Origin of the sequence: Chishuiella sp., assembly GCF_032109125.1 — a bacterium.
GTDB lineage: Bacteria > Bacteroidota > Bacteroidia > Flavobacteriales > Weeksellaceae > Empedobacter.
The window spans coordinates 1-24,583 of record NZ_DAMCLZ010000004.1 but is presented as its reverse complement, the minus strand read 5'-3'; the positions used below and the strand labels follow the sequence as shown (position 1 = coordinate 24,583).

General features: G+C 28.1%; 24 protein-coding genes, 2 tRNA genes and 1 other RNA gene. 18 read left to right on the top strand and 9 right to left on the bottom strand.

The features are described from left to right. The first annotated feature begins 37 nt into the window (after positions 1 to 37). On the top strand, positions 38 to 802 hold the full coding sequence (gene surE, locus RT575_RS05995) for a 5'/3'-nucleotidase SurE (RefSeq protein ID WP_313383946.1): 765 nt from the start codon (positions 38 to 40) through the stop codon (positions 800 to 802). Positions 803 to 846: 44 nt separating this feature from the next. On the opposite strand, the gene RT575_RS05990 is transcribed toward surE, so the two are convergent. The 3 genes from RT575_RS05990 to gyrA all read right to left on the bottom strand — a co-directional run bounded on the left by RT575_RS05990 (position 847) and on the right by gyrA (position 5,379). Further along, the gene (locus RT575_RS05990; protein WP_313579540.1) at positions 847 to 1,314 is read right to left on the bottom strand and encodes a cupin domain-containing protein; all 468 of its coding nucleotides are present in this window, start codon (positions 1,312 to 1,314) and stop codon (positions 847 to 849) included. Positions 1,315 to 1,605: 291 nt separating this feature from the next. Next, the gene (locus RT575_RS05985; RefSeq protein WP_313383949.1) at positions 1,606 to 2,802 is read right to left on the bottom strand and encodes a hypothetical protein; all 1,197 of its coding nucleotides are present in this window, start codon (positions 2,800 to 2,802) and stop codon (positions 1,606 to 1,608) included. A 3-nt stretch (positions 2,803 to 2,805) separates the two neighbouring features. Next, a complete protein-coding gene (gyrA, locus tag RT575_RS05980) occupies positions 2,806 to 5,379 on the bottom strand; it encodes a DNA gyrase subunit A (RefSeq protein WP_313383950.1) in 2,574 nt (857 codons plus the stop codon). A 365-nt stretch (positions 5,380 to 5,744) separates the two neighbouring features. Here gyrA and rpmH point away from each other — a divergent pair, with 365 nt between their 5' ends. From rpmH to RT575_RS05965, 3 genes are all read left to right on the top strand, one after another. After that, positions 5,745 to 5,903, top strand: a complete 159-nt coding sequence (rpmH, locus tag RT575_RS05975; RefSeq protein ID WP_019974979.1) for a 50S ribosomal protein L34 — start codon at positions 5,745 to 5,747, stop codon at positions 5,901 to 5,903. An 83-nt stretch (positions 5,904 to 5,986) separates the two neighbouring features. Beyond that, positions 5,987 to 6,679 carry an ATP-binding cassette domain-containing protein gene (locus tag RT575_RS05970; protein ID WP_313383951.1) on the top strand — a complete coding sequence of 231 codons (693 nt, stop codon included), beginning with the start codon at positions 5,987 to 5,989 and terminating at the stop codon, positions 6,677 to 6,679. Positions 6,680 to 6,744: 65 nt separating this feature from the next. Beyond that, positions 6,745 to 7,860, top strand: coding sequence for a hypothetical protein (locus tag RT575_RS05965; protein WP_313579537.1), 1,116 nt, complete (start codon positions 6,745 to 6,747; stop codon positions 7,858 to 7,860). Here RT575_RS05965 and RT575_RS05960 read toward each other — a convergent pair. Both RT575_RS05960 and RT575_RS05955 read right to left on the bottom strand, forming a co-directional pair. After that, the gene (locus RT575_RS05960; protein ID WP_313383954.1) at positions 7,857 to 8,975 is read right to left on the bottom strand and encodes a glycosyltransferase; all 1,119 of its coding nucleotides are present in this window, start codon (positions 8,973 to 8,975) and stop codon (positions 7,857 to 7,859) included. The two genes, RT575_RS05965 and RT575_RS05960, sit on opposite strands and share 4 nt — an antisense overlap. A gap of 15 nt (positions 8,976 to 8,990) precedes the next feature. Continuing rightward, a complete protein-coding gene (locus RT575_RS05955) occupies positions 8,991 to 9,224 on the bottom strand; it encodes a uroporphyrinogen decarboxylase (RefSeq protein WP_313383956.1) in 234 nt (77 codons plus the stop codon). A 76-nt stretch (positions 9,225 to 9,300) separates the two neighbouring features. Between RT575_RS05955 and kdsA the strand changes: the two genes are divergently transcribed. From kdsA to rnpB, 8 genes are all read left to right on the top strand, one after another. Next, complete coding sequence (kdsA, locus tag RT575_RS05950) at positions 9,301 to 10,110, top strand: 3-deoxy-8-phosphooctulonate synthase (RefSeq protein WP_313383958.1); 810 nt, start codon at positions 9,301 to 9,303, stop codon at positions 10,108 to 10,110. A 69-nt stretch (positions 10,111 to 10,179) separates the two neighbouring features. Continuing rightward, on the top strand, positions 10,180 to 11,541 hold the full coding sequence (gene hemN / locus RT575_RS05945) for an oxygen-independent coproporphyrinogen III oxidase (RefSeq protein ID WP_313579534.1): 1,362 nt from the start codon (positions 10,180 to 10,182) through the stop codon (positions 11,539 to 11,541). Positions 11,542 to 11,602: 61 nt separating this feature from the next. Continuing rightward, positions 11,603 to 12,139 (top strand): hypoxanthine phosphoribosyltransferase, encoded by a 537-nt coding sequence (gene hpt, locus RT575_RS05940; RefSeq protein WP_313383961.1) that lies wholly within the window; start codon positions 11,603 to 11,605, stop codon positions 12,137 to 12,139. 5 nt (positions 12,140 to 12,144) lie between these two features. Beyond that, positions 12,145 to 12,723 carry an adenylate kinase gene (locus RT575_RS05935; protein WP_313383963.1) on the top strand — a complete coding sequence of 193 codons (579 nt, stop codon included), beginning with the start codon at positions 12,145 to 12,147 and terminating at the stop codon, positions 12,721 to 12,723. Between the two features lie 227 nt (positions 12,724 to 12,950). After that, positions 12,951 to 13,673: a GLPGLI family protein gene (locus tag RT575_RS05930; RefSeq protein WP_313579531.1), complete on the top strand. Its 723-nt coding sequence runs from the start codon at positions 12,951 to 12,953 to the stop codon at positions 13,671 to 13,673. Positions 13,674 to 13,766: 93 nt separating this feature from the next. Next, entirely contained in the window at positions 13,767 to 14,546 is a 780-nt protein-coding gene (locus RT575_RS05925) for a glucose 1-dehydrogenase (RefSeq protein ID WP_313579529.1), read from the top strand. 15 nt (positions 14,547 to 14,561) lie between these two features. After that, the gene (locus RT575_RS05920) at positions 14,562 to 15,425 is read left to right on the top strand and encodes a GRP family sugar transporter (RefSeq protein WP_313579527.1); all 864 of its coding nucleotides are present in this window, start codon (positions 14,562 to 14,564) and stop codon (positions 15,423 to 15,425) included. Between the two features lie 38 nt (positions 15,426 to 15,463). After that, positions 15,464 to 15,776: RNase P RNA component class A (gene rnpB / locus RT575_RS05915), an RNA gene on the top strand. A 53-nt stretch (positions 15,777 to 15,829) separates the two neighbouring features. Here rnpB and RT575_RS05910 read toward each other — a convergent pair. Beyond that, a complete protein-coding gene (locus tag RT575_RS05910) occupies positions 15,830 to 16,870 on the bottom strand; it encodes an endonuclease/exonuclease/phosphatase family protein (protein ID WP_313579525.1) in 1,041 nt (346 codons plus the stop codon). Positions 16,871 to 16,942: 72 nt separating this feature from the next. Between RT575_RS05910 and RT575_RS05905 the strand changes: the two genes are divergently transcribed. After that, a complete protein-coding gene (locus RT575_RS05905; protein ID WP_313579523.1) occupies positions 16,943 to 18,004 on the top strand; it encodes an FAD-binding oxidoreductase in 1,062 nt (353 codons plus the stop codon). 8 nt (positions 18,005 to 18,012) lie between these two features. Continuing rightward, entirely contained in the window at positions 18,013 to 18,480 is a 468-nt protein-coding gene (locus RT575_RS05900) for a hypothetical protein (RefSeq protein WP_313579522.1), read from the top strand. A gap of 1 nt (position 18,481) precedes the next feature. Here RT575_RS05900 and RT575_RS05895 read toward each other — a convergent pair whose 3' ends face one another. Both RT575_RS05895 and RT575_RS05890 read right to left on the bottom strand, forming a co-directional pair. Then, entirely contained in the window at positions 18,482 to 18,715 is a 234-nt protein-coding gene (locus RT575_RS05895; protein WP_313579520.1) for a hypothetical protein, read from the bottom strand. A 140-nt stretch (positions 18,716 to 18,855) separates the two neighbouring features. Further along, positions 18,856 to 19,641 carry a TraB/GumN family protein gene (locus tag RT575_RS05890; protein WP_313579519.1) on the bottom strand — a complete coding sequence of 262 codons (786 nt, stop codon included), beginning with the start codon at positions 19,639 to 19,641 and terminating at the stop codon, positions 18,856 to 18,858. Between the two features lie 173 nt (positions 19,642 to 19,814). On the opposite strand from RT575_RS05890, the gene RT575_RS05885 reads away from it, so the two are divergent. The 4 genes from RT575_RS05885 (at position 19,815) to RT575_RS05870 (ending at position 23,440) form a co-directional block, all read left to right on the top strand. Further along, the gene (locus tag RT575_RS05885) at positions 19,815 to 21,728 is read left to right on the top strand and encodes an ABC-F family ATP-binding cassette domain-containing protein (protein WP_313579517.1); all 1,914 of its coding nucleotides are present in this window, start codon (positions 19,815 to 19,817) and stop codon (positions 21,726 to 21,728) included. Between the two features lie 155 nt (positions 21,729 to 21,883). Then, positions 21,884 to 22,858, top strand: coding sequence for an ATP-binding protein (locus tag RT575_RS05880; protein ID WP_313377043.1), 975 nt, complete (start codon positions 21,884 to 21,886; stop codon positions 22,856 to 22,858). Positions 22,859 to 23,263: 405 nt separating this feature from the next. Then, a tRNA-Gly gene (locus tag RT575_RS05875) sits at positions 23,264 to 23,336 on the top strand. Between the two features lie 20 nt (positions 23,337 to 23,356). After that, positions 23,357 to 23,440, top strand: a tRNA-Leu gene (locus tag RT575_RS05870). A gap of 34 nt (positions 23,441 to 23,474) precedes the next feature. Here the strand turns inward: RT575_RS05870 and RT575_RS05865 are convergent. Beyond that, the gene (locus RT575_RS05865) at positions 23,475 to 24,371 is read right to left on the bottom strand and encodes a hypothetical protein (RefSeq protein ID WP_313579515.1); all 897 of its coding nucleotides are present in this window, start codon (positions 24,369 to 24,371) and stop codon (positions 23,475 to 23,477) included. Between the last annotated feature and the right edge of the window lie 212 nt (positions 24,372 to 24,583).

Genomic DNA, 24,583 nt, shown 5'->3' with positions numbered 1-24,583 from the left:
CATTTGTAAAAACGAATAATAAAAGTAATAATAAAATATGGAAAGACCGCTAATTTTAGTAACAAATGATGATGGAGTTACTGCTCCAGGAATTAGAGCTTTGATAGATATAGCAAAAGAATTTGGAGACGTTTATGTGGTTGCTCCAGATAGTCCACAAAGTGGAATGGGACATGCAGTAACAATAAACTCAACTTTGTTTTGTGATGAAATAGAAGTGAATGAAGGAATTAAAGAATATTCATGTTCTGGAACTCCAGTTGATTGTGTTAAATTAGCTGTTTCACAAATTTTACCTCGAAAACCAGATCTATGTATATCAGGTATTAATCATGGTTCGAACTCTTCTGTAAATGTAATTTATTCAGGAACAATGTCTGCTGCTGTAGAAGCAGGTATAGAAGGTATTCCTGCGATAGGTTTTTCTCTTTCAGATTTTTCTTATAATGCAAATTTTAAAGCTGCAGAAAAATTTATAAAAATTATTATTTCCCAAGTTTTAGAAAATAAATTACCAAAAGGAATTGTGTTAAACGTAAATATTCCAAAACTTGATGAAGATCAAATTAAAGGAATAAAAGTTTGTAGACAAGCTGATGCAAAATGGGAAGAAAAATTTGATAAAAGAGAAGATCCTCGTGGTAGAACATATTATTGGATGAGTGGGGAATTTAAAAACCTTGATAAAGGTGATGATACAGATGAAAAAGCTTTAGAAGAAGGTTATATATCTGTTGTTCCTGTTCGATATGATTTAACTGCTCATCATTTTATTGGAGATTTAAAAAATTGGAATTTTTAGTTCTATAAACAAAAAAGTGTCATTATTTAATAATGACACTTTTTTTATGATTCACTTTTTATATAGCTATTGTATTCATCTTCACTTACTGGTTGGAACCACTCCGACGGATATTCCTCATGATCAATACTTATTGCAATATGTGTCATCCCATAATCAATACTTCCACCATGCCAATGTTTCACATTTTTATCAACATTTATTACATCTCCTTTTCTGATAATTTCTACAGGTTTTCCTTCTATTTGATGATAGCCTATACCATCAGTAACCAATAATGTTTGCCCACCAGGATGTGAATGCCAATTGGTTCTACTCTTTGGTTCAAAAGTAACATTACTTGTTTGCGTTCCAATTTTTCCTAAAATAGCTTGGTGTACTGTTCCTGTGAATTTATCATTACCTACTTTATTGCCTTTTTCAAAAACTAGATTACTTGCTTTATTCTCGTTTTTTTCACAAGAGAATAAAACAAATTGTGATACTAATAATAGATATAATAGATGTTTCATTAAAACATTTTTAATTGTTTGATATTTACTAAAATACTAATATTATGATAGATAATATAATTTTATCACTAATATATTATTTGGTTAAACTCTTTGAGGTGTATTTTTCTGTTCAAAATCTTTTTTATTGATGATTGGTCGAATGTCGAAATGTATCCAATCAAAAAAAGGATGCCGCTTCAATTAATATTACAAATTCTAGATTAAAAATAATATTTAGATTATATAAATACTAAAAATAGCCTTTTACAAATTTCGTAAAAGGCTATTTTTTATAGATGTTATTTTTTATTATTTAACTAATTTTTTTTCAGCATCACGATAAAAAGTTTCTTTTTTATCATCACCAATAGTTTTATTAGCTTGAATTAAGTTACGGATGATAACTCTGTTTGTAGGATCTAATTCGTATATTTTTTCTAAATATGGAATTGCTTCTGTAAAAATTGCTTTACGTTTTGCTTCGTTAGCATTGTAAATTTCTTTTTCTTTTTTAGAAGTTCCTAGATTATTATTCATTGTTTCAACAATTCCTTTGTCTGGTTGTAAAATAACTAAAACTAAATTGTTGTATGCTTCAACATGTTTTGGATTAAGCTCAATTGCTTTTTTAAACATATTTTTAGCCTCTTCATTTTTTGTAGGATCATCTAAATATAAAACACCTAAATTGTAATAGTTTTGACCATCATTAGGGTTTATTTTTATAGCTTCTTCTATACGTTGACGCATTTTATCACTATTTCCTGAAACTTGATAAATACCAGTTGCAATTGTATTAATATCTGCATCTTTAGGATATTTAGCCGTAGCTTCTTCTACAATAGGATCATATTTTTTTGAATTATATAAACCATTTAAAGCTAAAACATATAAATCTCTATTGTAATCTTTTGTTTGATTAGCAGATTTTCCTGTAAAATTTTTAGCAGCTAATTCTTTTAAAATAGCTAATGATTTATCAAACTCATTAGCATTGTAAAAACAAATTGCAGCTTGATATTTGTAGATATCTTCTTTTGTTCCTAATGCATCAACTAAATTATATACATTTAAGAATTTATTTCCAGCATCAGTATACTGTTTTGCTTCCATTGCTTTATTTGCAGCTTCAAGTTCTTTATTTGCAGTATTTGAAACTTCAGATTGTAATAAAAAACCGTATTTTGCTTGTAAAGCTACTTCTTTTGCTTTAGCATAATCACCATTAGCAGTTGCTTTGTCTAAATCAGCTTGAGTATAGTAAAACTCATCAGTTTTTGTACCTTTATTACGTACTTTCCAAACTTTACCATTTTCGTATTTAGATAATTTTGCTAAATCTTGACTCGCTTTAGAAATATCTCCTTTAGCTAAATTTTCTTTAGCTGATTTATTATATTTCTCAGCTAATACAGCAGGGTCAGTTGTTAATTCTTCTGTATTTGTTTGAGCAAATGATGTTGACATTGCTAAAACTAAACTTAAACTAAATAATAATTTTTTCATGGATTATTCATTATTTGGATCCTCAGCAGTATTTTCTTCTGCTTGATTTTCTGTGTTTTCATTTGAATTTTCTACAACGATAGGATTTCCATTTTCATCAACTTCCACCTCATCTTCTAATTCTTCTTCAACTTCTACTTTTGCTATAGCTGCAATTTCGTCGTTTTTCTTCAAGTTAATTAATCGTACACCTTGTGTAGCGCGTCCCATCACACGGATTTCGTCTAAACCAGTTCTGATTGCAACACCAGACTTATTGATAATCATTAAATCATCTTCATCTGTTACAGCTTTTATAGCAATTAATTTTCCTGTTTTTTCTGTGATATTTAAAGTTGTAACACCTTTACCACCGCGTTTAGTTTCGCGATAATCTTCTGCAGAAGAACGTTTTCCGTATCCTTGTTCAGAAACAACTAAAACAGTTTCGGTCTCAGTATCATTAATATTAATCATACCCACAACTTCGTTGTCAGCATGGTCAGTAATATTAATGGCTTTTACACCTTGAGAGTTTCTTCCTAGTGGACGAATAGAATTATCTAAGAAACGAATTGCTTTACCATATTTAGAACCAATCATTATTATACCTTCACCATTTGTTAATAAAGCTTCTAATAATGTATCGTCTTCTTTAATAGTAATTGCATTAATACCATTTGAACGAGGTCTTGAGTAAGCTTCTAAAGAAGTTTTCTTAATGATACCTTTTTTAGTTACCATGATTACATAATTATTATTTACGTATTCCTCGTTCATTAAATCGTGTGTTAAGATGTAAGCTTTTACTTTATCATCCGATTCTATATTAATTAAATTCTGAATTGCACGACCTTTTGATGTTTTAGAACCTTCAGGGATTTCATAAACTCTCATCCAATAACATTTTCCTTTCTCTGTAAAGAATAGCATGTATTGATGATTAGATGCAGAAACGATGTATTCTAAGAAATCTTCATCTCTCGTTGTCGCAGCTCTATTACCAACTCCTCCACGAGATTGTTTGCGGTATTCTGAAAGTGGTGTACGCTTGATGTATCCCATGTGTGAAATTGTAAGAACAACTTGCTCATCAGGAATTAAATCTTCTATGTTTAAATCTCCGCCAGCGTAATTGATATCCGAACGACGTTCATCACCATATTTTTTACGAACTTCTAATAATTCGTCTACAATAATTTGCATACGTAATTCTTCGTTCGCTAGAATATCTTTTAAATGATTAATCATTTTCATGATTTCATCATATTCTTCACGGATTTTATCTATCTCAAGTCCTGTTAATGTACGTAAACGTAATTCTAGAATAGCACGAGCTTGAATTTCTGATAAATCAAAAGCTGTCATTAATCCTGAACGAGCATCTTCAGGAGTGGAAGATTCACGAATTATTTTTATAGCACGATCCAGATCGTCTTGTGTTCCGATTACTTTCATGTAACCTTCTAAGATATGAGCTCTTTCTTGTGCTTTTCTTAAATCATATTCAGTACGTCTAACTACAACTTCATGACGATGTTCAACAAAATGATGAATCATATCTTTTAGGTTCAATTGTTCTGGTCTACCATTTACCAATGCAATGTTATTTACACTAAAAGAAGATTGTAATTGAGTATATTTAAATAATTTATTTAGAACAACATTAGGAACAGCATCCATTTTAAGAACATAAACGATGCGCATTCCTTTTCGATCAGATTCGTCACGAATTTCAGAAATTCCATCAAGTTTACCATCTTTTACTAATTCAGCAGTTTTTGCAATCATATCTGCTTTATTAACTTGGTAAGGTATTTCCGTAGCAATGATACAATCACGACCGTGTACTTCTTCGAAATTTGTTTTTGCGCGTAATACAATACGTCCGCGTCCAGTTTCAAAAGCTTGTTTTACACCGTCATATCCATATATTGTACCTCCTGTAGGGAAGTCAGGTGCTTTGATGTGTTGCATTAATTCATCAATCATGATTTCACGATTTTTGATAAATGCAATAGTACCATCAATAACTTCTGTTAGATTGTGAGGAGCCATATTTGTAGCCATACCAACAGCAATACCAGAAGCCCCATTTACTAATAAATTAGGAACACGGGTAGGTAGGACAGTAGGTTCTTGTATAGTATCATCAAAGTTTAATTGAAAATCAACTGTTTCTTTGTCTAAATCTGCTAATAATTCATCTGATATTTTTTGAAGTCTAGCTTCAGTGTAACGCATTGCAGCAGGTGGATCTCCATCAACAGAACCATAATTACCTTGTCCATCAACCAATAAGTAACGTAAAGACCAAGGTTGAGCCATACGTACCATTGTGTCATAAACAGAACTGTCACCATGTGGATGGAATTTACCTAATACTTCTCCTACGATACGAGCAGATTTCTTAAAAGAGCGGTTAGAAAAAACACCTAGTTCATACATTCCGAATAATACTCTACGGTGTACAGGCTTTAAACCATCACGCACATCCGGAAGCGCACGAGATACGATTACCGACATTGAATAATCAATGTAAGCGGATTTCATTTCATCCTCAATGTTAATTGGGATTAGTCTTTCTCCTTCAGTCATATTGTTTTGATATATAAGGTTGCTAATATACAAATTTTAACCTTAAAAAATAGGGATAAATCTAAGATATTTGATGTTTTATGAAAGTTTTAATATGATTTTCTACCTATTTTCAAAATGTTTTATATTTAATACCTACTAAATAAAAAATGTTGATAAATTTTAATGTTATTGTTTTAGTTTTGTCTTGTTTAACAAAAAAAAGTTTTTATATTTGCACTTCGAAAATTACAAATTGTAGAACGGACGCGGTTTACTATTAATTCATTTTTTTTGTAATTTTCTATCAATTTTGATTTTTGAATTAATAATATTAACTGTATATTTGCAACCCATTCGAGTAATGGATTAGAAACTTAGTAAAGATGAGTAAGAGAACATTTCAACCAAGTAACAGAAAAAAAAGAAACAAACACGGATTCCGTGAGCGTATGGCTTCTAAAAACGGGCGCAAAGTATTAGCTGCTCGTAGAAAGAAAGGAAGAAAAGCATTAACTGTTAGTGAAGTAAGAGCTAAAAGATAATCGCTACAATTCATAAAAAATAAGCTTGAAGGTATTTCTTTCAAGCTTTTTTTTTTACATTTGTTTTAAAGATTGTAAAAAGTATGGAAGCTAAAAATGTAATAGAGTTAAATCAATCATCTATTTTTCAAAGAAGTCACTTAGTATTATCTGATGTGAATTTTACATTAGGTAAGGGAGAGTTTGTTTATCTAATAGGAAAAACAGGAAGTGGAAAAAGTAGTTTATTGAAAGTACTTTATGGTGATTTACCATTGCAGTCTGGAAATGGTTCTGTTGTTGGAATGGATTTAAAGTCATTAAAAACAAGTAAAATACCTGATTTAAGAAGGCATTTAGGAATTGTTTTTCAAGATTTTCAATTATTAACAGATAGAACTGTAGAGCAGAATTTAATTTTTGTTTTAAAAGCTACTGGTTGGAAAGATAAAAGTTTAATTAGTCAACGTATAGATGAGGTTTTAGATTCAGTTGGTATGTTATCTAAAAAGAAAATGATGCCTTTTAGGCTATCTGGAGGTGAACAACAGCGTGTTTCAATAGCACGAGCATTATTAAATCATCCTGAATTAATTTTAGCCGATGAACCAACAGGAAATTTAGATCCAGAAACTTCAAATGATATTATGGATTTATTATTATCTGTATCTAAACAAAATAATTGTGCCGTACTTATGGCTACACATGATTATGATATTATTCGTCGTTATCCAGCAAGAAAAGTTCGCTGTGAAGATGCTAGATTATTTGAAGTAACAGAAGCTATTACTGAATAAGTAAATGATTTATTGTAATTTCTTGATGAATTATTTTTTACAAAAAAATACACCAATAATATAATATGGATAAAGGTAAGTCTCTACATTTTGTTAGTATGGATGTCCCTTATCCTCCTAATTATGGTGGAATAATAGATGTTTTTTACAAGTTAAAAGCATTTAGTAATTTTGAAATTGAAATTGATTTACACTTATTTGGTTTTAAGGAACGTAATATTGATATTTTTAAAAAATATGCTAAAAATGTTTATTTTTATAAAATAAATCAAAAGTCATATTATCTTCTTCAAAGATACCCTTTATCTGTAAGATCAAGAGATGGTAAACTATTTTATGAAAGGATCAAAAGTTTAAAAGCTCCTATCTTTTTTGAAAGTTTGAAGACGACTTTTGTATTAAATAAATATAATTTAGATGATTACCCAAAGTATTTAAGATTACATAATGTAGAGCAAAATTATTTTTTTGGCTTAGCTAGAAGTGAAAAGAATATAATAAAAAAAGCGTTATATTATATTGAAGCTAAAAAGTATATTGATTACGAGAAGATAATTTATCAATTTGATGAAGTTTTTACACTTTCTAAATTTGAACAAAATTACACTCAAAAAAAATTTAATAAAGGAAAATTTATTCCTGTTTTTCATGGGAATAAATCATTTCAATTATTGAGTGAGAAAGGTAAATTTGCATTGTATCATGGAGATTTAAGAACCTCAGATAATCGTAAAGTTGTAAGTTTTTTAATTGATGTTTTTAAAGAAATTGATTATCCATTTGTTATTGCGTCAAGTACTAGAGAGGATTGGGTCAAGTCTAAAATACAAAATTTTAAACATATAAAATTTATTAAGTTGAAAGATTTTGATCATTTGAAAGACCTTTTTGAAAATGCACATATTAATATTTCTTGGTCTTTTCAAGAATCTGGGACTAAACTAAAAATAATTAATGCTTTATTTAATAGTCGTTTTTCAATAATTAATAAAAATGTGATAGATGATAAATTAATTAGTAATCTATGTATTAAGGTTTCTGATAAATCTGAATTAATTAAAGCTATTAATAAATTTAAAAATCAACCTTTCATAGCTTCAGATGAGTATGTTAATACTCTTGAGTATTATTTAAATAATCAATTGAATGCAGAAAAAATTTTAAAACAAATTTTTAGCTAATTATTTTCAAATTTGTCAAAAATAGATTTTAATCTAATTTCTTCATTTTCCCAACAAAGTTCATTTGCAGCAAAAGTTAATTTTTCTTTATAACTTTCTTTACCTTCATTTAATAATTCTTGTAATTTTTTAGCAAGATGTTCTGGAGTATGATTGTTGATAACTTTACCAATGTTGTAATCGAGAACTGTTTTTTTTATTTCAGGTAAATGAGTTGCGAGTACAGGAACTTTCGCTTGTATAAAATCAAATAGTTTATTAGGTAAGGCATAACGATAGCTTAATCCAAAATCTTCTTCTAGACTCATTCCTACATCAGCAAGAGGTGTTATTGTTTTTAAAGTTTTAGGAGGTATATTTCCTAAAAAATAGATACAATCTGTAAGGTTTAGTTTTTTTACTAATTTCTCATATTCCTCTTTTTTAGGTCCATCACCTGCAATCCAAAATTGACAATTTTTTACATGAACAAAAGCTTCAATCATTTTATTAATACCTCTACTAGGGTTAATAGCTCCTTGATAAAGTAAAATTTTATGGTTATTAGGATTCTTAGGTAATTCAAAATCTATTGAAAATCTATTTTCGAACACTATTTTATTGGGAACATTTCTTATTACAATAGGTTTCACATTGTATTGTTTATTAAACCAAGTTGCATAACCGTCACTTACTGTATAAAAATGTTTAATTTTTGGGAGTAACAATTTTTCTAAAAACTTCCAAAATTTTTTAGTTTTAGGACGGTCATATAATGATGGTAATTCAGAATAAATTTCGTGACTATCAAATACTAGAGTATTTCCTTTTAATTTACTAACAACATAAAAAGGTAATAGGCTATCTAAATCATTAGCTAGAAGAATTGTATCATGATCAACTTTTTTTAAAAGTATAAAAAATAATTTCCAATTAAATTCAACATATTTTTTAAATGTTGATTGATTCTGCATATCAATCAAATATGTTTTATAAGGTTTGTCTAAAATTGGTTTGCTGTATAAAGTAGCACCAATTAATTCTACATTGTATCCAAATTTTAATAAAGAATTACAAACCTTATTTAAACGCTGATCGTTTTCTATATTATTTAGAACTGCTGATAAAATTTTCAAAATAGAAGATTTTGATTATTTACCAGGTTTAAATAATAAGTAATAAGCTTGTACTAAAAATAAAATAGCATTAGGAACAAGTACAGGCCATGCTTCTAACATAGAGGCATAAATTACAAAACAAATACAGCCTATAGCATTTATTATACGAATGACAGTTATTTTAGAAAAAAAGAATCCTAATACAATAAATACTGATGCTAAATAGCCAAAAATGTCCGCTATTCCAATGTTATATAAAAAATCCATATATTGATAAATAAGAATAATAAAGTATTGGCAAAATTATGAAAAATAAATCGGTAACTTTGTGTAAATTTGCAAAATGATAGAAACTTTATCTAAAATAAAACACAAAGATTCATCAAATTTTTTCTTAATCGCTGGTCCTTGTGCCATTGAAAGTGAAGACATGGCTTTAAGAATCGCAGAAAAAGTTGTTGAAGTAACAAATAAATTAGAGATTCCTTATATTTTCAAAGGATCTTTCAAAAAAGCTAACCGTTCTCGTATAGATAGTTTTACTGGTATTGGAGACGAAGAAGCATTAAAAATTATTCAAAAAGTAGGTGAAACATTTGATGTTCCAACTACGACAGATATTCATGAGCCTTTTCATGCAGAAATGGCTGCTAATTATGTTGATGTATTACAAATTCCAGCATTTTTAGTTCGTCAAACAGATTTAGTTGTTGCTGCAGCTAAAACAGGAAAACATGTTACGTTAAAAAAAGGACAATTTCTTTCGCCAGAAGCAATGAAGTTTCCTGTAGAAAAAGTAACAGATTCAGGGAATAACAATGTTGCTATTATAGAACGCGGAACAATGTTGGGATATGGAGATTTAGTTGTTGATTATCGAGGGATTCCTGTGATGCAAAATTATGCTCCAGTTATTTTAGATATTACGCATTCTTTACAACAACCAAATCAAGCTTCTGGTGTAACAGGAGGAAAACCAGAGTTAATAGAAACTATAGCGAAAGCTGGTATTGCAGTAGGTGCAGATGGTATTTTTATAGAAACACATCCAGACCCTAAAAATGCAAAAAGTGATGGAGCAAATATGCTACAATTAGATTTGTTAGAAGGTCTTTTAACTAAATTAGTAAAAGTTCGTCAGGCAATTTTATAATATAATATTAATGTAATTTATTAAATAATACTTAATCATAGTAGGTTAAGTATTTTTAATTTTTTAGTTATGAATAATTTAATTCAAAAATATAATATTCCAGGACCACGTTATACAAGTTATCCTACAGTGCCTTTTTGGGACAATGATAGCTTTTCTAAACAACGTTGGATAGAAACTTTTCAACGATCATTCGATGAAAGTAATGAAGATGAAGGAATATCTCTTTATATACACTTGCCTTTTTGTGAAGCATTATGTACTTTTTGTGCTTGTAATAAACGAATAACAAAACAACATTCTGTAGAAACACCTTATATAGAAACTGTATTAAAAGAATGGAAACTATATATTGATTTATTTTCTTCGCGTCCTAAAATAAAAGAAATTCACTTAGGAGGAGGAACTCCAACTTTTTTCTCTCCAGAAAATTTAAAAAAACTTATAGATGGTATTTTTGAATTTGCTGATAGAGCAGAAGGATATGAATTTAGTTTAGAAGGACATCCTAATAATACAACAAAAGAACATTTACAAGTTTTATATGATTTAGGTTTTAGAAGAATTTCTTATGGAGTACAAGACTATGACATAAAAGTTCAAAAGGCTATTAATAGAGTTCAATCATTCGAAAATGTAAAACAAGCAACAGAAGATGCTCGTAAAATAGGTTTTACTTCTGTTTCTCATGATTTAATTTTCGGTTTACCTCATCAAACGATGGAAGGGATGACAGAAACTATTAATCTTACAAAATCTTTAAATCCAGATCGTATATCTTTTTATAGTTATGCACATGTTCCATGGATAAAAGGAGTTGGACAAAGAGGTTTTAATGAAGAAGATTTACCAACACCAGAATTAAAAAGAGAATTATACGAAGAAGGAAAAAGAATGTTCGAGGAAATGGGGTATTTTGAAATAGGAATGGACCATTTTGCTTTAAAACATGATTCTATGTATCAATCAATGAAAAATCATACATTACATAGAAATTTTATGGGATATTCTTCTTCAAAAACTCAACTAATGGTTGGATTAGGAGTATCTTCTATAAGTGATTCTTGGTATAGTTTTGCTCAGAACGAGAAGACTGTAGAAGAATATGAAAAATCAATTCACAACGGAGAATTATCTGTTTTTAGAGGACATATTTTATCTGAAGAAGATTTAGTCATGCGCAAACATATTTTAAATTTAATGTGTAATCTACAAACATCTTGGAAGCAAGAATCTCAAAAAATTGATAATTTAGACAGAATAAAAATTATGTTAGAAGACATGATTGAAGATGGACTAATACAATTCACAGATTCAGGACTAATAGTAAAAGAAGAAGGCCGTCCTTATGTACGTAATGTATGTATGGCATTCGATAAGAGAATGATAGATCATCAGCCAGAAACTCGTATTTTCTCGATGACAATCTAGTAATTAGACGAAAAGTTTTACACTTTATCAAAAAAAAGTATATATTTGAATATCTCAAACAATGAAAGAAATAGAAATCAACGGTAAAAAATTCATACCGTACATCGCTTTTGAAGAAATAGAACAAGCCATCAAAAATATGGCAAATGAAGTTTATGAAGAATACAAAGACGAAAGACCAATCTTTGTGGGAGTTCTAAACGGTGTTGTAATGTTTTTCAGCGATTTCTTAAAACAGTATCAAGGAGAATGTGAAATATCATTCCTAAAATTAAAATCTTACGAGGGGACAGAATCTACAGGTAATGTTCAAATTGAGATGGATATTCCAATGAGTGTTGAAGGTCGTCACGTAATTATTTTAGAAGATATTGTAGATACAGGTAATACTTTAGTAGAATTACACCGAATTTTAAAAGAAAAAAAGGTTAAATCTCTTAAAGTAGCTACATTGTTATTTAAACCAGATGCATATAAAAAAGATTTAAAAGTAGATTTAGTAGGGATATCAATTCCTGATAGATTTGTTGTAGGTTATGGATTAGATTATGATGGGCTAGGAAGAAATTTACCAGATATTTATCAAATAAAACAATAAACAAAATGCTAAACATTGTATTGTTCGGCCCTCCTGGAAGCGGTAAAGGAACACAAGCAAAATTCTTAGAAGAAAAATACCAAACTCCACAAATTTCTACTGGAGATTTATTTCGTTACAATTTAAAAAACGAAACTGAATTAGGAGCCTTGGTAAAATCTTATATGGATAAAGGGCAATTGGTTCCAGATGAGGTTACAACAAATATGTTAATAGATCATTTAGATAACAATCCAAATCCTAATGGTTATATTTTTGATGGCTATCCTAGAACAACTGCACAAGCAGAAGCGCTAGATAAAATCTTAAAAGAAAAATATAACAGTGAAGTATCAATTACTTTAGCATTAGTTGTTGATGACGAAGTACTTGTTGATCGTTTGTTAGAAAGAGGTAAAACTTCTGGTCGCGCAGATGATGTTGATGAGAATATTATTCGTGATCGTATTACAGAGTATTACGAAAAAACAGCAATAGTTGCAGAGCATTACAAAGCACAATCAAAATGGATAGAAATTAATGGAGTCGGTTCTATTGATGATATTACAGAAAAATTAAATGAAGCAATAAATAACGTTTTATAATTAAACATTATTTATAATATTATAAAAAAGGATTTCGATTTTCACGAAATCCTTTTTTATTTTCATCTTATTTAGGGCAAATATTTCGTACCCCGCTTTCAAGTTCTCAATCTTTTTTGATTGAGCCATTAAGTAGATGTCAAATACATCCAATCAAAAAAGGATTTCCACTTCAATCGCTTTTGCAAATAAATAATTTAAAGTAGATTAGTATAAATAAAACCAATATGCTAAAAAAAATTACTTTTCTATTTTTATTATTACTAACTATTCATGCTTATTCACAAATTGTAGTGAATTATGATGATAGTTTCATTATGAAATTTGATAACAAGATAAGTGCTGATACCCAAAGAATGGCTGATAAATTCAAGGAACCAGTTTCTTTTAAATTAGAAATTAATGATAGTATTTCGCTTTATAAGGAAATAGAAAAGATATCAAACCAACAAAACGATACCCAAATATTTATTGTTGGAGGAACTTCAAAAAATATCATTTATACAAACTTTGTAAAAGGAATTCAAACAGAACAATTATCAGTCGACGATAAAAATTTTTTAATAAAAGATTCAGTAGTCAAATACCCATGGAAATTAACAAAAGAAACAGATAAATTACAAGGATTTAATGTTTATAAAGCTTATTTTAATAAAGATGAAAATACATTGGTAGAAGCATGGTATAGTAAAGAAATTCCGTTCAGAACAGGACCAGATTTATATTTAGGCTTGCCAGGCTTAATATTAAAATTGAAAATTACATATAAAGATCAATCCAATAGTTATAAACTTATAGAAGCTACAAAAGTTAATTTAGGTAAATCTCAAAAAATTAATCCACTTACAAAAGGTAATCAAGTAAATAGAGAGGAGTTTAAAAAGATTTATGATGAATACATAAAAAAAGTAAAAGAAAATATAATTATAGATAAATCTGTAGATGACTAATTTCTTTAACTTATAAATATTTCTGATAGTTTATAATTTATAACGGCATATATCTTGTAATAAAACAGGTGAACTAATTTTAAATTACAAGATATGAATACATTAAAAGGGAAAACAGCAATAGTAACAGGATCTAGTTCTGGAATTGGGGAGGCAATAGCTATTTTATTTGCAAAAGAAGGTGCAAAAGTTATTATTACTTATCATTCTGGTCCAGACAGAGCAGAGGCTGTTGTAGAACAAATTAAAAAAGATGGAGGTGTTGCAAAAGCTTACCAATTAGATGTATCAAATTCTGATGATGTTCATCAATTTTTCGATAATGTCGATAAAGATTTTGGAGATATTACAATTTTAGTTAACAATGCAGGAATTAATGGAAGTAAAACACCTGTAGAAGATATGTCTATAGAACAATTTGATAAAGTTGTTAAAACAAACTTATATGGGCCATTTTTTTGTAGTAGAGAGTTTCTTCATCTAAAGAAAAAATACAAAACATATAAAGGAAGTCGAATTATTAACGTTACTTCAATTCATCAATATATAAATGTTCCTGGAAATGCAGATTATAATGCATCAAAATCTGGAATGAGAAATTTTGCTTATACAATGGCTTTAGAATTAGCTAGTCGAGAAATGACTGTTAATAATATTGCTCCAGGAATGATTTTAACACCAATTAATGAAAAGGTGATTGATGATCCTAAAAAATTAGAAAGAGCAGAAAGTATAATCCCATTTCATAGAGGTGGAAAACCTGAAGAAGTAGCTAATGTTGCCTTGTTTTTAGCATCTGATGCTAGTTCTTATGTAACAGGAAGTACATATACTGTAGATGGAGCGTTATCTATTTTAGGACCAGATGCATAATAAATAAGGAATTATATGAATGTAACAGATTGGTTAATTGCATTTATTCCTGCGATATCTTTCGGTTTAGTTCCTGTAGTAGGAACTTTTATTGGAGGAAAACCTGTCCAACAAACAATGGGTATTTCAATAGGAGCATTTGTTTTTGCTCTTATTGTCGTTCTTATCCGTAAACCGGAATTAAATACACATATTTTTTTAATTAGTTTTATTTCTGGTATTTTATGGGCAATTGGTTCTATTGGACAATTTAAAGGAATAACATATCTAGGTGTTGCTAGGGCAACTCCTATAATGAATGGAGGTCAAATAATAGGGACTTCACTTGTAGGTATTGCATTAGGAGATTGGGCTTCTAGTCAAGCAAAAATTTATGGTTTTTTAGCCTTAATACTTATAATTATAGGCATAATTTTTACATCTTATCAAGAGAAATCAGAAGAAGATATCCAATGGAAAAAAGGTATTTTAATTAATTTAATTGGTGTATTAGGATTTACATTTTATGTAGGAATTATAAAATATTTTAAAATAGATGGTTGGAGTAGTATTCTACCCCAGTCTATTGGACAAATTGTTGCTACTTTCTTATTTGGTTGGTTAATTTTTAAAACAAAAACATTAACTGGAGTTTCTTTTAAAAATGGTATAGTAGGGATTATTTGGGCTTTTGGAAATTTAGCTTTACTTATTTCACAGTCTAAACTAGGTTTAGCAACAGCCTATCCAATTGGTCAAGCTGCTGTTATTATATCAGTGTTTGGAGGTGTTTATATTAATAAAGAACAAAAAACAACTAAAGAGTGGAAGTATTCACTTTTAGGAATTATAGTTATTTGTCTTGGTTTATTTATGATTTATCAAGCAGGTAATAATTAATTAGCATTTACTTTTTAAAATTTTAATGTACATTTGTGCCAGCAAGCCGCTTTGTCGCTTCGTTGTTTAAATGAAGAGGAAAGTCCGGGCTTCATAGAGTAAGCATAGCGGGTAACACCCGTCCATCGAGAGGTGAGGACAAGTGCAACAGAAAGTATGTACAGTTCGGCTGTAGTGAAACCAGGTAAACTCTATGCGGAGCAATGCCATGTATACCAGTAGTTAAGAGTTACTCGCTCGTTGCTGGGGGGTAGGCAGATTGATGTTTAGAGTAATCTAAATACTAGATAAATGACAAAGCATTATATTATTTTATAATGACAGAACCCGGCTTATAGGCTTGCTTTTATTAAATATAATATTTAAATAGAAAAAAGGATTACAATAATTTGTAATCCTTTTTTCTATTTAAATTTTCCTTCTTTTATTTTTTCCTCTACCTCTATTTTTTCCTTTTCATCCAAGTCTAATTCACCAGAAGTATCATCACATCTTATAACAGCTTTTATGAGAATAGGAAAATGATCAGATCCAATATTAGGTTCTCGAATCATATCTATTAATCTAAATTGAGAACTTAAAAAGAAATGATCTAATGGCCAGCGTAAAAACCAATGGTGAGCATGAAAAGTATTAAACATTCCTCGACCACGTCTTGGATCTAACATTTTACTTGTTTTTAGAAATAGTCGTGTTGTTCTACTCCAAGCAACATCATTTAAATCTCCAAAAACAATACAAGCTTCTCCATATTCTTTTGCTTGCTTACCTATCATTAAAATTTCAGCATCACGTTCTGCACTTTCTTCATTTTCTTGTGGAACAGGAGGTGTAGGGTGCAAACCATACAATCGTACAATTTCATTATTGTATTCAATATCAGCAATGATAGATGGTATTTCTTTATCAATTAAATAATTAATTTCTTGGTATTTTATAGGAAGTTTAGAATAGAATAATAAACCATAAGTATTCTCTAAAGGAACCTCAATCTTATATTCATATTTTTTAGTAGCTTCAGTTATATTATTCATCCAAGCTCTATTTGTTTCTAAAAGAAAAATAACATCTGGATTTCTTTTTTTTATAAGATCAACTAAATTTTGATATTTATTATTATCCTGTAAAACATTATAAACTAAAATATCCAATGATTTTTCATTAGGTTCTAATTTAACTTCATCAATCATTTTTTTCCCTAAAGGAGTATAAGGAATAATAACAGAAATTAAATATATACCAGCAATTATAAGTAGTGAAAATAAACTTATCGTTATGTAATTTTTATCTACAAAAATAAATAATATTTCAACTAATATAAGAAATATTAATTTTTGAAATCTTGGATAATCAAAAACACGAACTGACCAATGTGTGTGTTTAATAAAAGGAATTAAAATACTTAGAAGAACGATGCATGAAAGAATAATAAAAATAGTTTGCATAAAAAATATCATAATAAGATAAAGATAATAAAAACAGAAACATTAGCTACCTTTGTTAACTAAAATTTAGTAATGAAAAAAGTAGATTATATAATCGTAGGACAAGGTATTGCAGGAACATGTATGGCATTAAAATTACTAAAAGAGAAGAAATCTTTTTTTGTAATAGATAATCACTTTCATAAAGCTTCTGCTATCGCAGCAGGAATTTATAATCCTGTAGTTCTTAAAAGATTTTCTATTGTTTGGAATGCAGCAAAGCAAATAGAAAGATTACGAGAAGTATTTACTGATTTTGAACAATTATTAAATAAAAAATATATTTATAATTTTCCTGTTTACAGAATTTTTAATGATGAACAAGAAAAGAAAACTTGGTTAAAAAAAGCAACAACTCATCCGGATTTAATAGATTATTTATCAACAGATACACAGCAATTAAATGATTTTTTGTCAATAAAAGAACCAATAGGCTCTGGTGAGGTTTTGAATACTGGGCGTATTGATTTGACTAATCTTTTGCAGGATTTTAAAAACTATTTGGATGAAAATAATTTGTTTTTAGATGAAAAATTTGATTTTGATTTATTAAAAATTACTGGGGATTCAACAAATTATAAAGATATAGAAGCAGAGCGTATTATTTTTTCTGAAGGTTACAATATTTTAAATAATCCTTATTTCAAAAATCTACCAATTATTGGTGTTAAAGGTGAAGTACTGAAAGTGAAGACAAATGCTGTTTTACCTGAAGCAGTTGTGAAAGGGAAAGAGTTTTTAATGCCTTTAGAAGATGGTAATTATTTTGTTGGAGCAACCTATGACAGAGATAATGTTAATTATGATAATACAACAGAAGCTAAAGATTATTTAGTAAATGGAGTAAAACAATTTTTAAATGATGAGGTAGAAGTTATCGAACAAAAAGCTTCTATTCGCCCTACAGTTATTGATAGAAGACCTATAATTGGTGAACATCCAACAATAAAACAATTAATTTGTCTGAATGGAATGGGAACTCGTGGAACAATGCTTGCTCCGGTTATGGTTGATAAATTGTATAATTTTTTAGAACATAATCTTCCGATAGATAAAGAAGCTGATATAGCTAGATTTTATAATAGATTTAATTAGTATTGATAATGAACAAATTCAGCCTTAAAGTAATTTTAATTCAATTAATAGCAAGTGTTTTATTATTCCTTGGAATACAACAATTTTATATTTTATCAGAATTAGATTTAATAGAATTAGTACATTCAATAGGGAAAGAAAACTTTGCTTATTATGTTCAAAAAAGTGATGAATTTGGAATAAGTTCAAAATTAAAACATTTATCTACAGTAAAGCTTATTTTAAGTTTTATAGGAATTGTTTTGGGGTATATAGTATCTTCAATTATTAATTACAAAAAGAATTTAGATTATAAAATAGCAATAGTTACTACAATTTTATGCTTTGTTATTTACCAGTCTAAAATAATTAATCTTCCAATTAATTATATTTCTACTAACAATTTAGTAATTGCTTATTTTGTTCCTGCGTCTATTTCTATTGTTATAAGTTTTTGTCTTTTCTTTCTAAGCGATAAAATAAAAGTTTCAAACTAATTTAGTTAAATAATGATGCAAATAAATTAGTTATACCATAAAGGAAAAAACTAGGTAAATCATTTGACTTATTAGGATTTGACATATCATAATTCACTTTTCCAAAATTAGAATTCAATAAGTCTATTTTTTTATGATAAGGCTGAAATTTTAATTCTTTTTCAAGACTTCCATTACTCAGAAAGATATTCTTATTATTCAATTGGTTAAAACTAGAGAATTGTCTATAACTCAACGTATCTTTTTTTATAATCAAATTCTGAGAAAAAGATGTCGTGTATATAAAAACTAAAAAAAATAATGTCGTATAGTTTTTTATTATAGTGTATTTATATTGAGGTAAATATACATTTATTTGATGTGAAAATGTTTAATTTACTCAAATGTAGGAATTGGTTTTACATCAAATCCATTATTTTGTAATAACATGATTAATCCCTCAGAATAATCTAAATGTCCAATTCCAACCATTATAAAAATATTTTTGTAGTTTTTGTTTGTTATATTTTCTTCTAATTTTTTAAACCATCTTATATTTCTATCATCCCATACCTCTTTATCTTTTTTATTGGTTATATTTTTGAAATCAAATAGATAGCTATCATTAGTATATACTGTATTTTTTCTACAACCTTTTCCCAAACTGTAATAATATTTTAAATATCGTAATTGCTCTTTATTTTTTTTCCACATATCACTTTCAGAACTTTTATAATAATTATTTATTTGAGACAATTGGTCAGAAGTTTTTTCAAATGTTATAATAGGTTGATTAGTTTCTGTAATCTTATTTGTAAAATAATCTTCCATAAGTTCAAGACCATTATGTTTACAAGAAAGAGAAATTTGTTTCTTAGCTATTTGCAGTGCAATTTCTTGAGCAGTTAATTTATTGTTATAATTTCTATCTTTAAAATATTCGTTATAGATATCATATTCTTTTTTACCTAACTTTTTTCGTATATTATTTTCTGGTCTCAAATTAAAAATAGAATCCATATTCTTTTTATTATCATCAAGTTCCAAAAAGAAAATATCAGCTTTAGTAATAAGATTATTTATTTTATTTTTTGATAATATAGAATCTATAGGAAAAAGATGATTAGTTCCTAGTAAATAAATAGTTGTAGAATCTTTTTTAGCTTCCCATAAAATGCTCATTTTTTGAGAAAAAACGAAAATAGTATTCACAAAAAATAAAAGTGATAAAATTTGTTTCATAAAAAATGATCTTTAAATTTTAAAAATAACTAAAAATAGATTATTACATAAATTTAATCAAGCTCTTAAACTATAAAATTTTCAACTCTCAAAAAACATTGTATTTTTGCAAAATGTTATTAGTACAGAATTTAGGAGTATATTTTGCGGGTAAATATTTATTCGAAAACGTTTCGTTCCGCATCAACAAAGGAAATCGTGTTGGTTTAGTAGGGAAAAATGGAGCAGGGAAATCCACATTGCTTAAGATTTTATCAAAACGTCAACAACCTTCTGAAGGTGATATTGTTTATGAAGGAGAAGTTACAGTTGGATATTTATCACAAGATATCGATTTTGTACAAGGTAGAACAGTTTGGCAAGAAGCAGATTCTGCTTTTGAACAATTAGTAGAAATACAAGAAAGAATCGATTTTGTAAACAAAGAATTAGCTGAACGCACAGATTATGAATCTGATGCATATGGAAAATTAATTGAAGACATTTCTACACTAACAGAACGATTTGGAATATTAGGAGGATATACTAAAGACGCTGAAATAGAACAAATTTTAATCGGATTAGGATTTAAAAACTCTGATTTTCATCGTCCTACTGACGAATTTTCTGGAGGTTGGAGAATGCGTATAGAGCTTGCTAAATTACTTTTACAAAAACATGATGTAATGCTTTTAGATGAGCCTACTAACCACTTAGATATCGATTCTATTATTTGGTTAGAGGAGTTTTTAAAAGATTATCCAGGTGCTGTTGTTTTGGTTTCTCACGATCGTCAATTCTTGGACAATGTTACGAATAGAACAATAGAAATAGCTAATCGCCATATATCTGATTTTAAAGCAAATTATACACGTTATTTAGAATTGCGTGAAGACCGTCGCGAAAAATTAGAACAAGCTCAGAAGAATCAAGAGCAAATGATTAAACATACAGAAGATTTAATTTCTAAATTCCGCGCCAAAGCAAATAAAGCTTCTATGGCTCAATCTTTAATCAAGAAATTGGATAAAATAGATCGTATCGAAGTAGAAAATGAAGATGTTACAAAAATGAATATTCGTTTTGTAGATGCTGTACAGCCAGGTAAAATTATTTTCGAATTAGATAATGTAGGTGTTGCTTTTGGTGATCATCAAGTTTTTGATAATGTATCTTTTTATGTAAATCGTGGAGAAAAAGTTGCTTTTGTTGGACAAAATGGACAAGGTAAAACAACTTTATCTCGTGCAATAGTTAATGAACAAAAGTTTTCTGGAAACATAAAACACGGTCATAATGTAGAGATTGGTTATTTTGCCCAAAATCAAGCACATGTTTTAAATGATAAATTAACGGTTTTAGAAGAAGCTGAAAACTCGGCAACAGAAGAAACACGCAAACTTGTTCGTGATTATTTAGGAGCATTCATGTTTGGTGGAGATGCTGTAGAGAAAAAAGTTTCTGTTCTTTCTGGAGGAGAAAGAAATCGTTTGGCTTTATGTAAATTGTTACTTCGTCCATTCAATGTTTTGATTATGGATGAGCCTACCAATCACTTAGATATTCAATCGAAAGAATTATTGAAAAAAGCTTTACAAAAATATACAGGAACATTACTTTTAGTTTCTCACGATCGTGAATTTTTAGAAGGATTAGTTGATAAAGTTTTTGACTTTCGTAACGGACAAGTAAAAGAATATCTTTCAGGAATTGATGATTATTTAGCACAAATAAAAGCTGGTAATTTCCGCGAAGTAGAGAAAGGAATTTTAGCTGCTCCAAAAGAAGAAAAACCAATAGAAGTAAAAATAGAACAAGCAAAACGAGTTTTATCTTTTGAGGATGAAAAAGAACAAAAACGCTTAAAAAATAAATTATCAAAAATAGAAACAGAAATTTCTGATTTTGAAAAAAAGATTGCAGATTTAGAAACAAAATTGCATACAGGTTCTCAATCACAAGAAGAATTAGATTTATATTCTAACTTAAAAAATGATTTAGATAATAAAATGTTAGAGTGGGAAGAAGTTTCTGAACAGATTATTTAAAATTATCTTCATATAATATTTATCAAAGTGTTACATAACCGTAACACTTTTTTTGTGTAATAATTTGAATTATGAATGGTAGAATGTTTTAATTGTTAATGATTTGATTATTTTTATAATAATTTGTAAAAGGAAAAAAAATACAACTAAAATAGATGAAAGAAAATTGGAGTTTAGAATTGATAAACAAATATATAGATAATAAAGTTGAAGAAAATTTACATCTTGATTATAAGGCATCAGGCTCTCTTCAAAAGAATGATAAAAAAACTAATGAACTTTCAAAGGATATTTCGGCATTTGCAAATTCTGATGGAGGAACAATAATATATGGAATAAAGGAGAATCAGTTAAATAAACATCTTCCAGAGGAAATTGATCCTATAGATAGAAATGAAATTTCAAAAGAATGGATTGAACAAAAATTACAAGGAAATATTACACCTAGAATTCAAAATTTATTAATTATTCCAATTACAGTTAATGAACCTAATGAGGTTATTTATGTAATTGAAGTTCCTAAAAGCGATACTGCTCATCAAGCTAATGATCGTAAATATTACAAAAGATTTAATTTTAATTCTGAACCTATGTATGATTACGAAATAAAAGATATTTTGAATCGAAATAAGTTTCCAAAAATAGATTTAGAATTTAGAATTGTAATTGAAAATCATGAAGTTAATAATACTGATAATCAGATAAAAACATTTGTTCTTCCAGAACATAAATTACAAAAAGAAATTAGAGAAGATGTAAATCTTTATGTTTATGCTCGAAATAATGGGAAGATTTTAGCAAATTATGTTAATGCATATTTTATTTTTAATGAAAAATTTCTTCATGAGAATAGAGATAATGAAAAAGATAGTGAATTACAATATTTCTCCGATAATACTGTAAGAGATGTTTTGGATATAGAATTTAGAGGTTTTAATACTCAAGAAAAGTATGGACCTTCAAGATATGACCCAATTTTGCCAAGACAAAAATTTAATTTGAAAAGGATAAGACTAAATAAGGATTATTTAAGCTCAGAATATGAAATAAAATGGGTAGTGTTTGCGGATAATTCGGAACCAAATAAAGGAATAATATTACTTGAAAATATTGAAATAATTCATAAATAGATTATGTAGAAATTTATTTTTTTAATATTTTTTTAAATATGAAAATGCTACAATTCGTTTTGTAGCATTTTTTATTTGAATAAACTTGTTCATTGAACGATGAGTTTTTGAATTATGATTGATTCTATTCTTCATTTTTGCAAGTACAAAACTTTAAAATTCTTTTTTTAAAGATAAATTTTTTCAAAAAAATAAATTTTAACAACTGTTGCTTAAAGCTGATATTTGATTAAAATCAGTGAAAAATTAAATACAAGCTTATTTTTTAAATATTTTTTTAAAAAAATATTTAATTTTAAAAAACTATAATAAAGTTGATTAGCTTAAAATGTAAAAAAAACATAAAAAAATATCTTTCAAAAGTTTTGTAATTACAAAACCTGTCTTATATTTGCACTCACAATCGCGGGAATAGCTCAATTGGTAGAGCGTCAGCCTTCCAAGCTGAATGTTGCGAGTTCGAGTCTCGTTTCCCGCTCTAACTTTAGTTAGTTGGATGCCTTGGTGGTGGAATTGGTAGACACGCAGGACTTAAAATCCTGTGTCCATTAGGACGTGCGGGTTCAAGTCCCGCCTGAGGTACTAAAAGCTCAAGAATTTATTTTCTTGAGCTTTTTTATTTTAATAGCCATTGTATTAAACTTTCTCTCTCTACAAGATTCCAACTATGTGGATGCTTTGAACCATCAGCTTTTATTCCTCTATTTAGTGTTTTTATAAATTCAGTATTTCTGTTTCCAGATTTATTTAATGATATACTAGCTTTTTCTAATACAAAAGCATTTAAATCTTCGTATGTTCTATTTCTATTCTCGTTTTGCCAATTCAAATCAGGTTCAGTATAAAATCTAATTTTTATATGATTTAGATGTTCAGTATTTTTTTGAATATTTTGACTTGTCAAGAAAGGAGAGTATTCTTTGTAAACAGATAAATTATTTTTGGGAGAGCCTAATTCTGTATTAAGTAAATTAATTAAAAAATTTCCTTCTTCTACAGCAGAGGTATTTTTATTGTTTTTTATATCCTTTATGGCATTATAATATAATTTTTCTAAATCGATAGGAGAATCTACTATAAAGATCCCTTTAGGTTGTAGTTGGTTATTGTGTTTAATTAAATCATTTGCTAATAACATAACAATATTACCACCACTAGAAAAACCTCCCATATAGACATTGTTTAAAGGAATATTATAAAGTCTGAATATTTTGTTTAATTTATTTGTAATATTAAGTTTATCTCTATCTTTCAGAAATAACTTTTGATTATTATTTACAATTAAAGTCGAAATACCTACCTTATCTAAATCTTTTAAAAAAAGAGCTTCTTTTTTTGTGTGTTCAATATCACAAAAATAACAAGGAAATAGAATGAGAGTAACTTTTGAGTTGGGAGCTAAACGTAACTCATAATCATTATTTACTATAATTTTTGTTTCATTATTATTTATAGAACAGTTAATGAATAGTACAAGAGATAGTAGAAACAAGTACGTTTTTATAGATTTCATTCGAATTTAATTTATTTTTTAAAAATATTTAAAAAAAATATTACATCATAATAAATTCAAATAAAGAATATTAGATTTTGTTGAATGAAAATCATTAAAAAAATATCAAGTAAAAGTTTTGTAATTAGAAAAGCTGTGTTATATTTGCACTCGCAATGCGGGAATAGCTCAATTGGTAGAGCGTCAGCCTTCCAAGCTGAATGTTGCGAGTT

Coding starts and splice junctions, on each gene's coding strand:
- surE (WP_313383946.1), top strand. CDS start 38: ATGGAAAGACCGCTAATTTTAGTAACAAATGATGATGGAGTTACTGCT.
- RT575_RS05990 (WP_313579540.1), bottom strand. CDS start 1,314: ATGAAACATCTATTATATCTATTATTAGTATCACAATTTGTTTTATTC.
- RT575_RS05985 (WP_313383949.1), bottom strand. CDS start 2,802: ATGAAAAAATTATTATTTAGTTTAAGTTTAGTTTTAGCAATGTCAACA.
- gyrA (WP_313383950.1), bottom strand. CDS start 5,379: ATGACTGAAGGAGAAAGACTAATCCCAATTAACATTGAGGATGAAATG.
- rpmH (WP_019974979.1), top strand. CDS start 5,745: ATGAGTAAGAGAACATTTCAACCAAGTAACAGAAAAAAAAGAAACAAA.
- RT575_RS05970 (WP_313383951.1), top strand. CDS start 5,987: ATGGAAGCTAAAAATGTAATAGAGTTAAATCAATCATCTATTTTTCAA.
- RT575_RS05965 (WP_313579537.1), top strand. CDS start 6,745: ATGGATAAAGGTAAGTCTCTACATTTTGTTAGTATGGATGTCCCTTAT.
- RT575_RS05955 (WP_313383956.1), bottom strand. CDS start 9,224: ATGGATTTTTTATATAACATTGGAATAGCGGACATTTTTGGCTATTTA.
- kdsA (WP_313383958.1), top strand. CDS start 9,301: ATGATAGAAACTTTATCTAAAATAAAACACAAAGATTCATCAAATTTT.
- hemN (WP_313579534.1), top strand. CDS start 10,180: ATGAATAATTTAATTCAAAAATATAATATTCCAGGACCACGTTATACA.
- hpt (WP_313383961.1), top strand. CDS start 11,603: ATGAAAGAAATAGAAATCAACGGTAAAAAATTCATACCGTACATCGCT.
- RT575_RS05935 (WP_313383963.1), top strand. CDS start 12,145: ATGCTAAACATTGTATTGTTCGGCCCTCCTGGAAGCGGTAAAGGAACA.
- RT575_RS05930 (WP_313579531.1), top strand. CDS start 12,951: ATGCTAAAAAAAATTACTTTTCTATTTTTATTATTACTAACTATTCAT.
- RT575_RS05925 (WP_313579529.1), top strand. CDS start 13,767: ATGAATACATTAAAAGGGAAAACAGCAATAGTAACAGGATCTAGTTCT.
- RT575_RS05920 (WP_313579527.1), top strand. CDS start 14,562: ATGAATGTAACAGATTGGTTAATTGCATTTATTCCTGCGATATCTTTC.
- RT575_RS05910 (WP_313579525.1), bottom strand. CDS start 16,870: ATGCAAACTATTTTTATTATTCTTTCATGCATCGTTCTTCTAAGTATT.
- RT575_RS05905 (WP_313579523.1), top strand. CDS start 16,943: ATGAAAAAAGTAGATTATATAATCGTAGGACAAGGTATTGCAGGAACA.
- RT575_RS05900 (WP_313579522.1), top strand. CDS start 18,013: ATGAACAAATTCAGCCTTAAAGTAATTTTAATTCAATTAATAGCAAGT.
- RT575_RS05890 (WP_313579519.1), bottom strand. CDS start 19,641: ATGAGCATTTTATGGGAAGCTAAAAAAGATTCTACAACTATTTATTTA.
- RT575_RS05885 (WP_313579517.1), top strand. CDS start 19,815: ATGTTATTAGTACAGAATTTAGGAGTATATTTTGCGGGTAAATATTTA.
- RT575_RS05880 (WP_313377043.1), top strand. CDS start 21,884: ATGAAAGAAAATTGGAGTTTAGAATTGATAAACAAATATATAGATAAT.
- RT575_RS05865 (WP_313579515.1), bottom strand. CDS start 24,371: ATGAAATCTATAAAAACGTACTTGTTTCTACTATCTCTTGTACTATTC.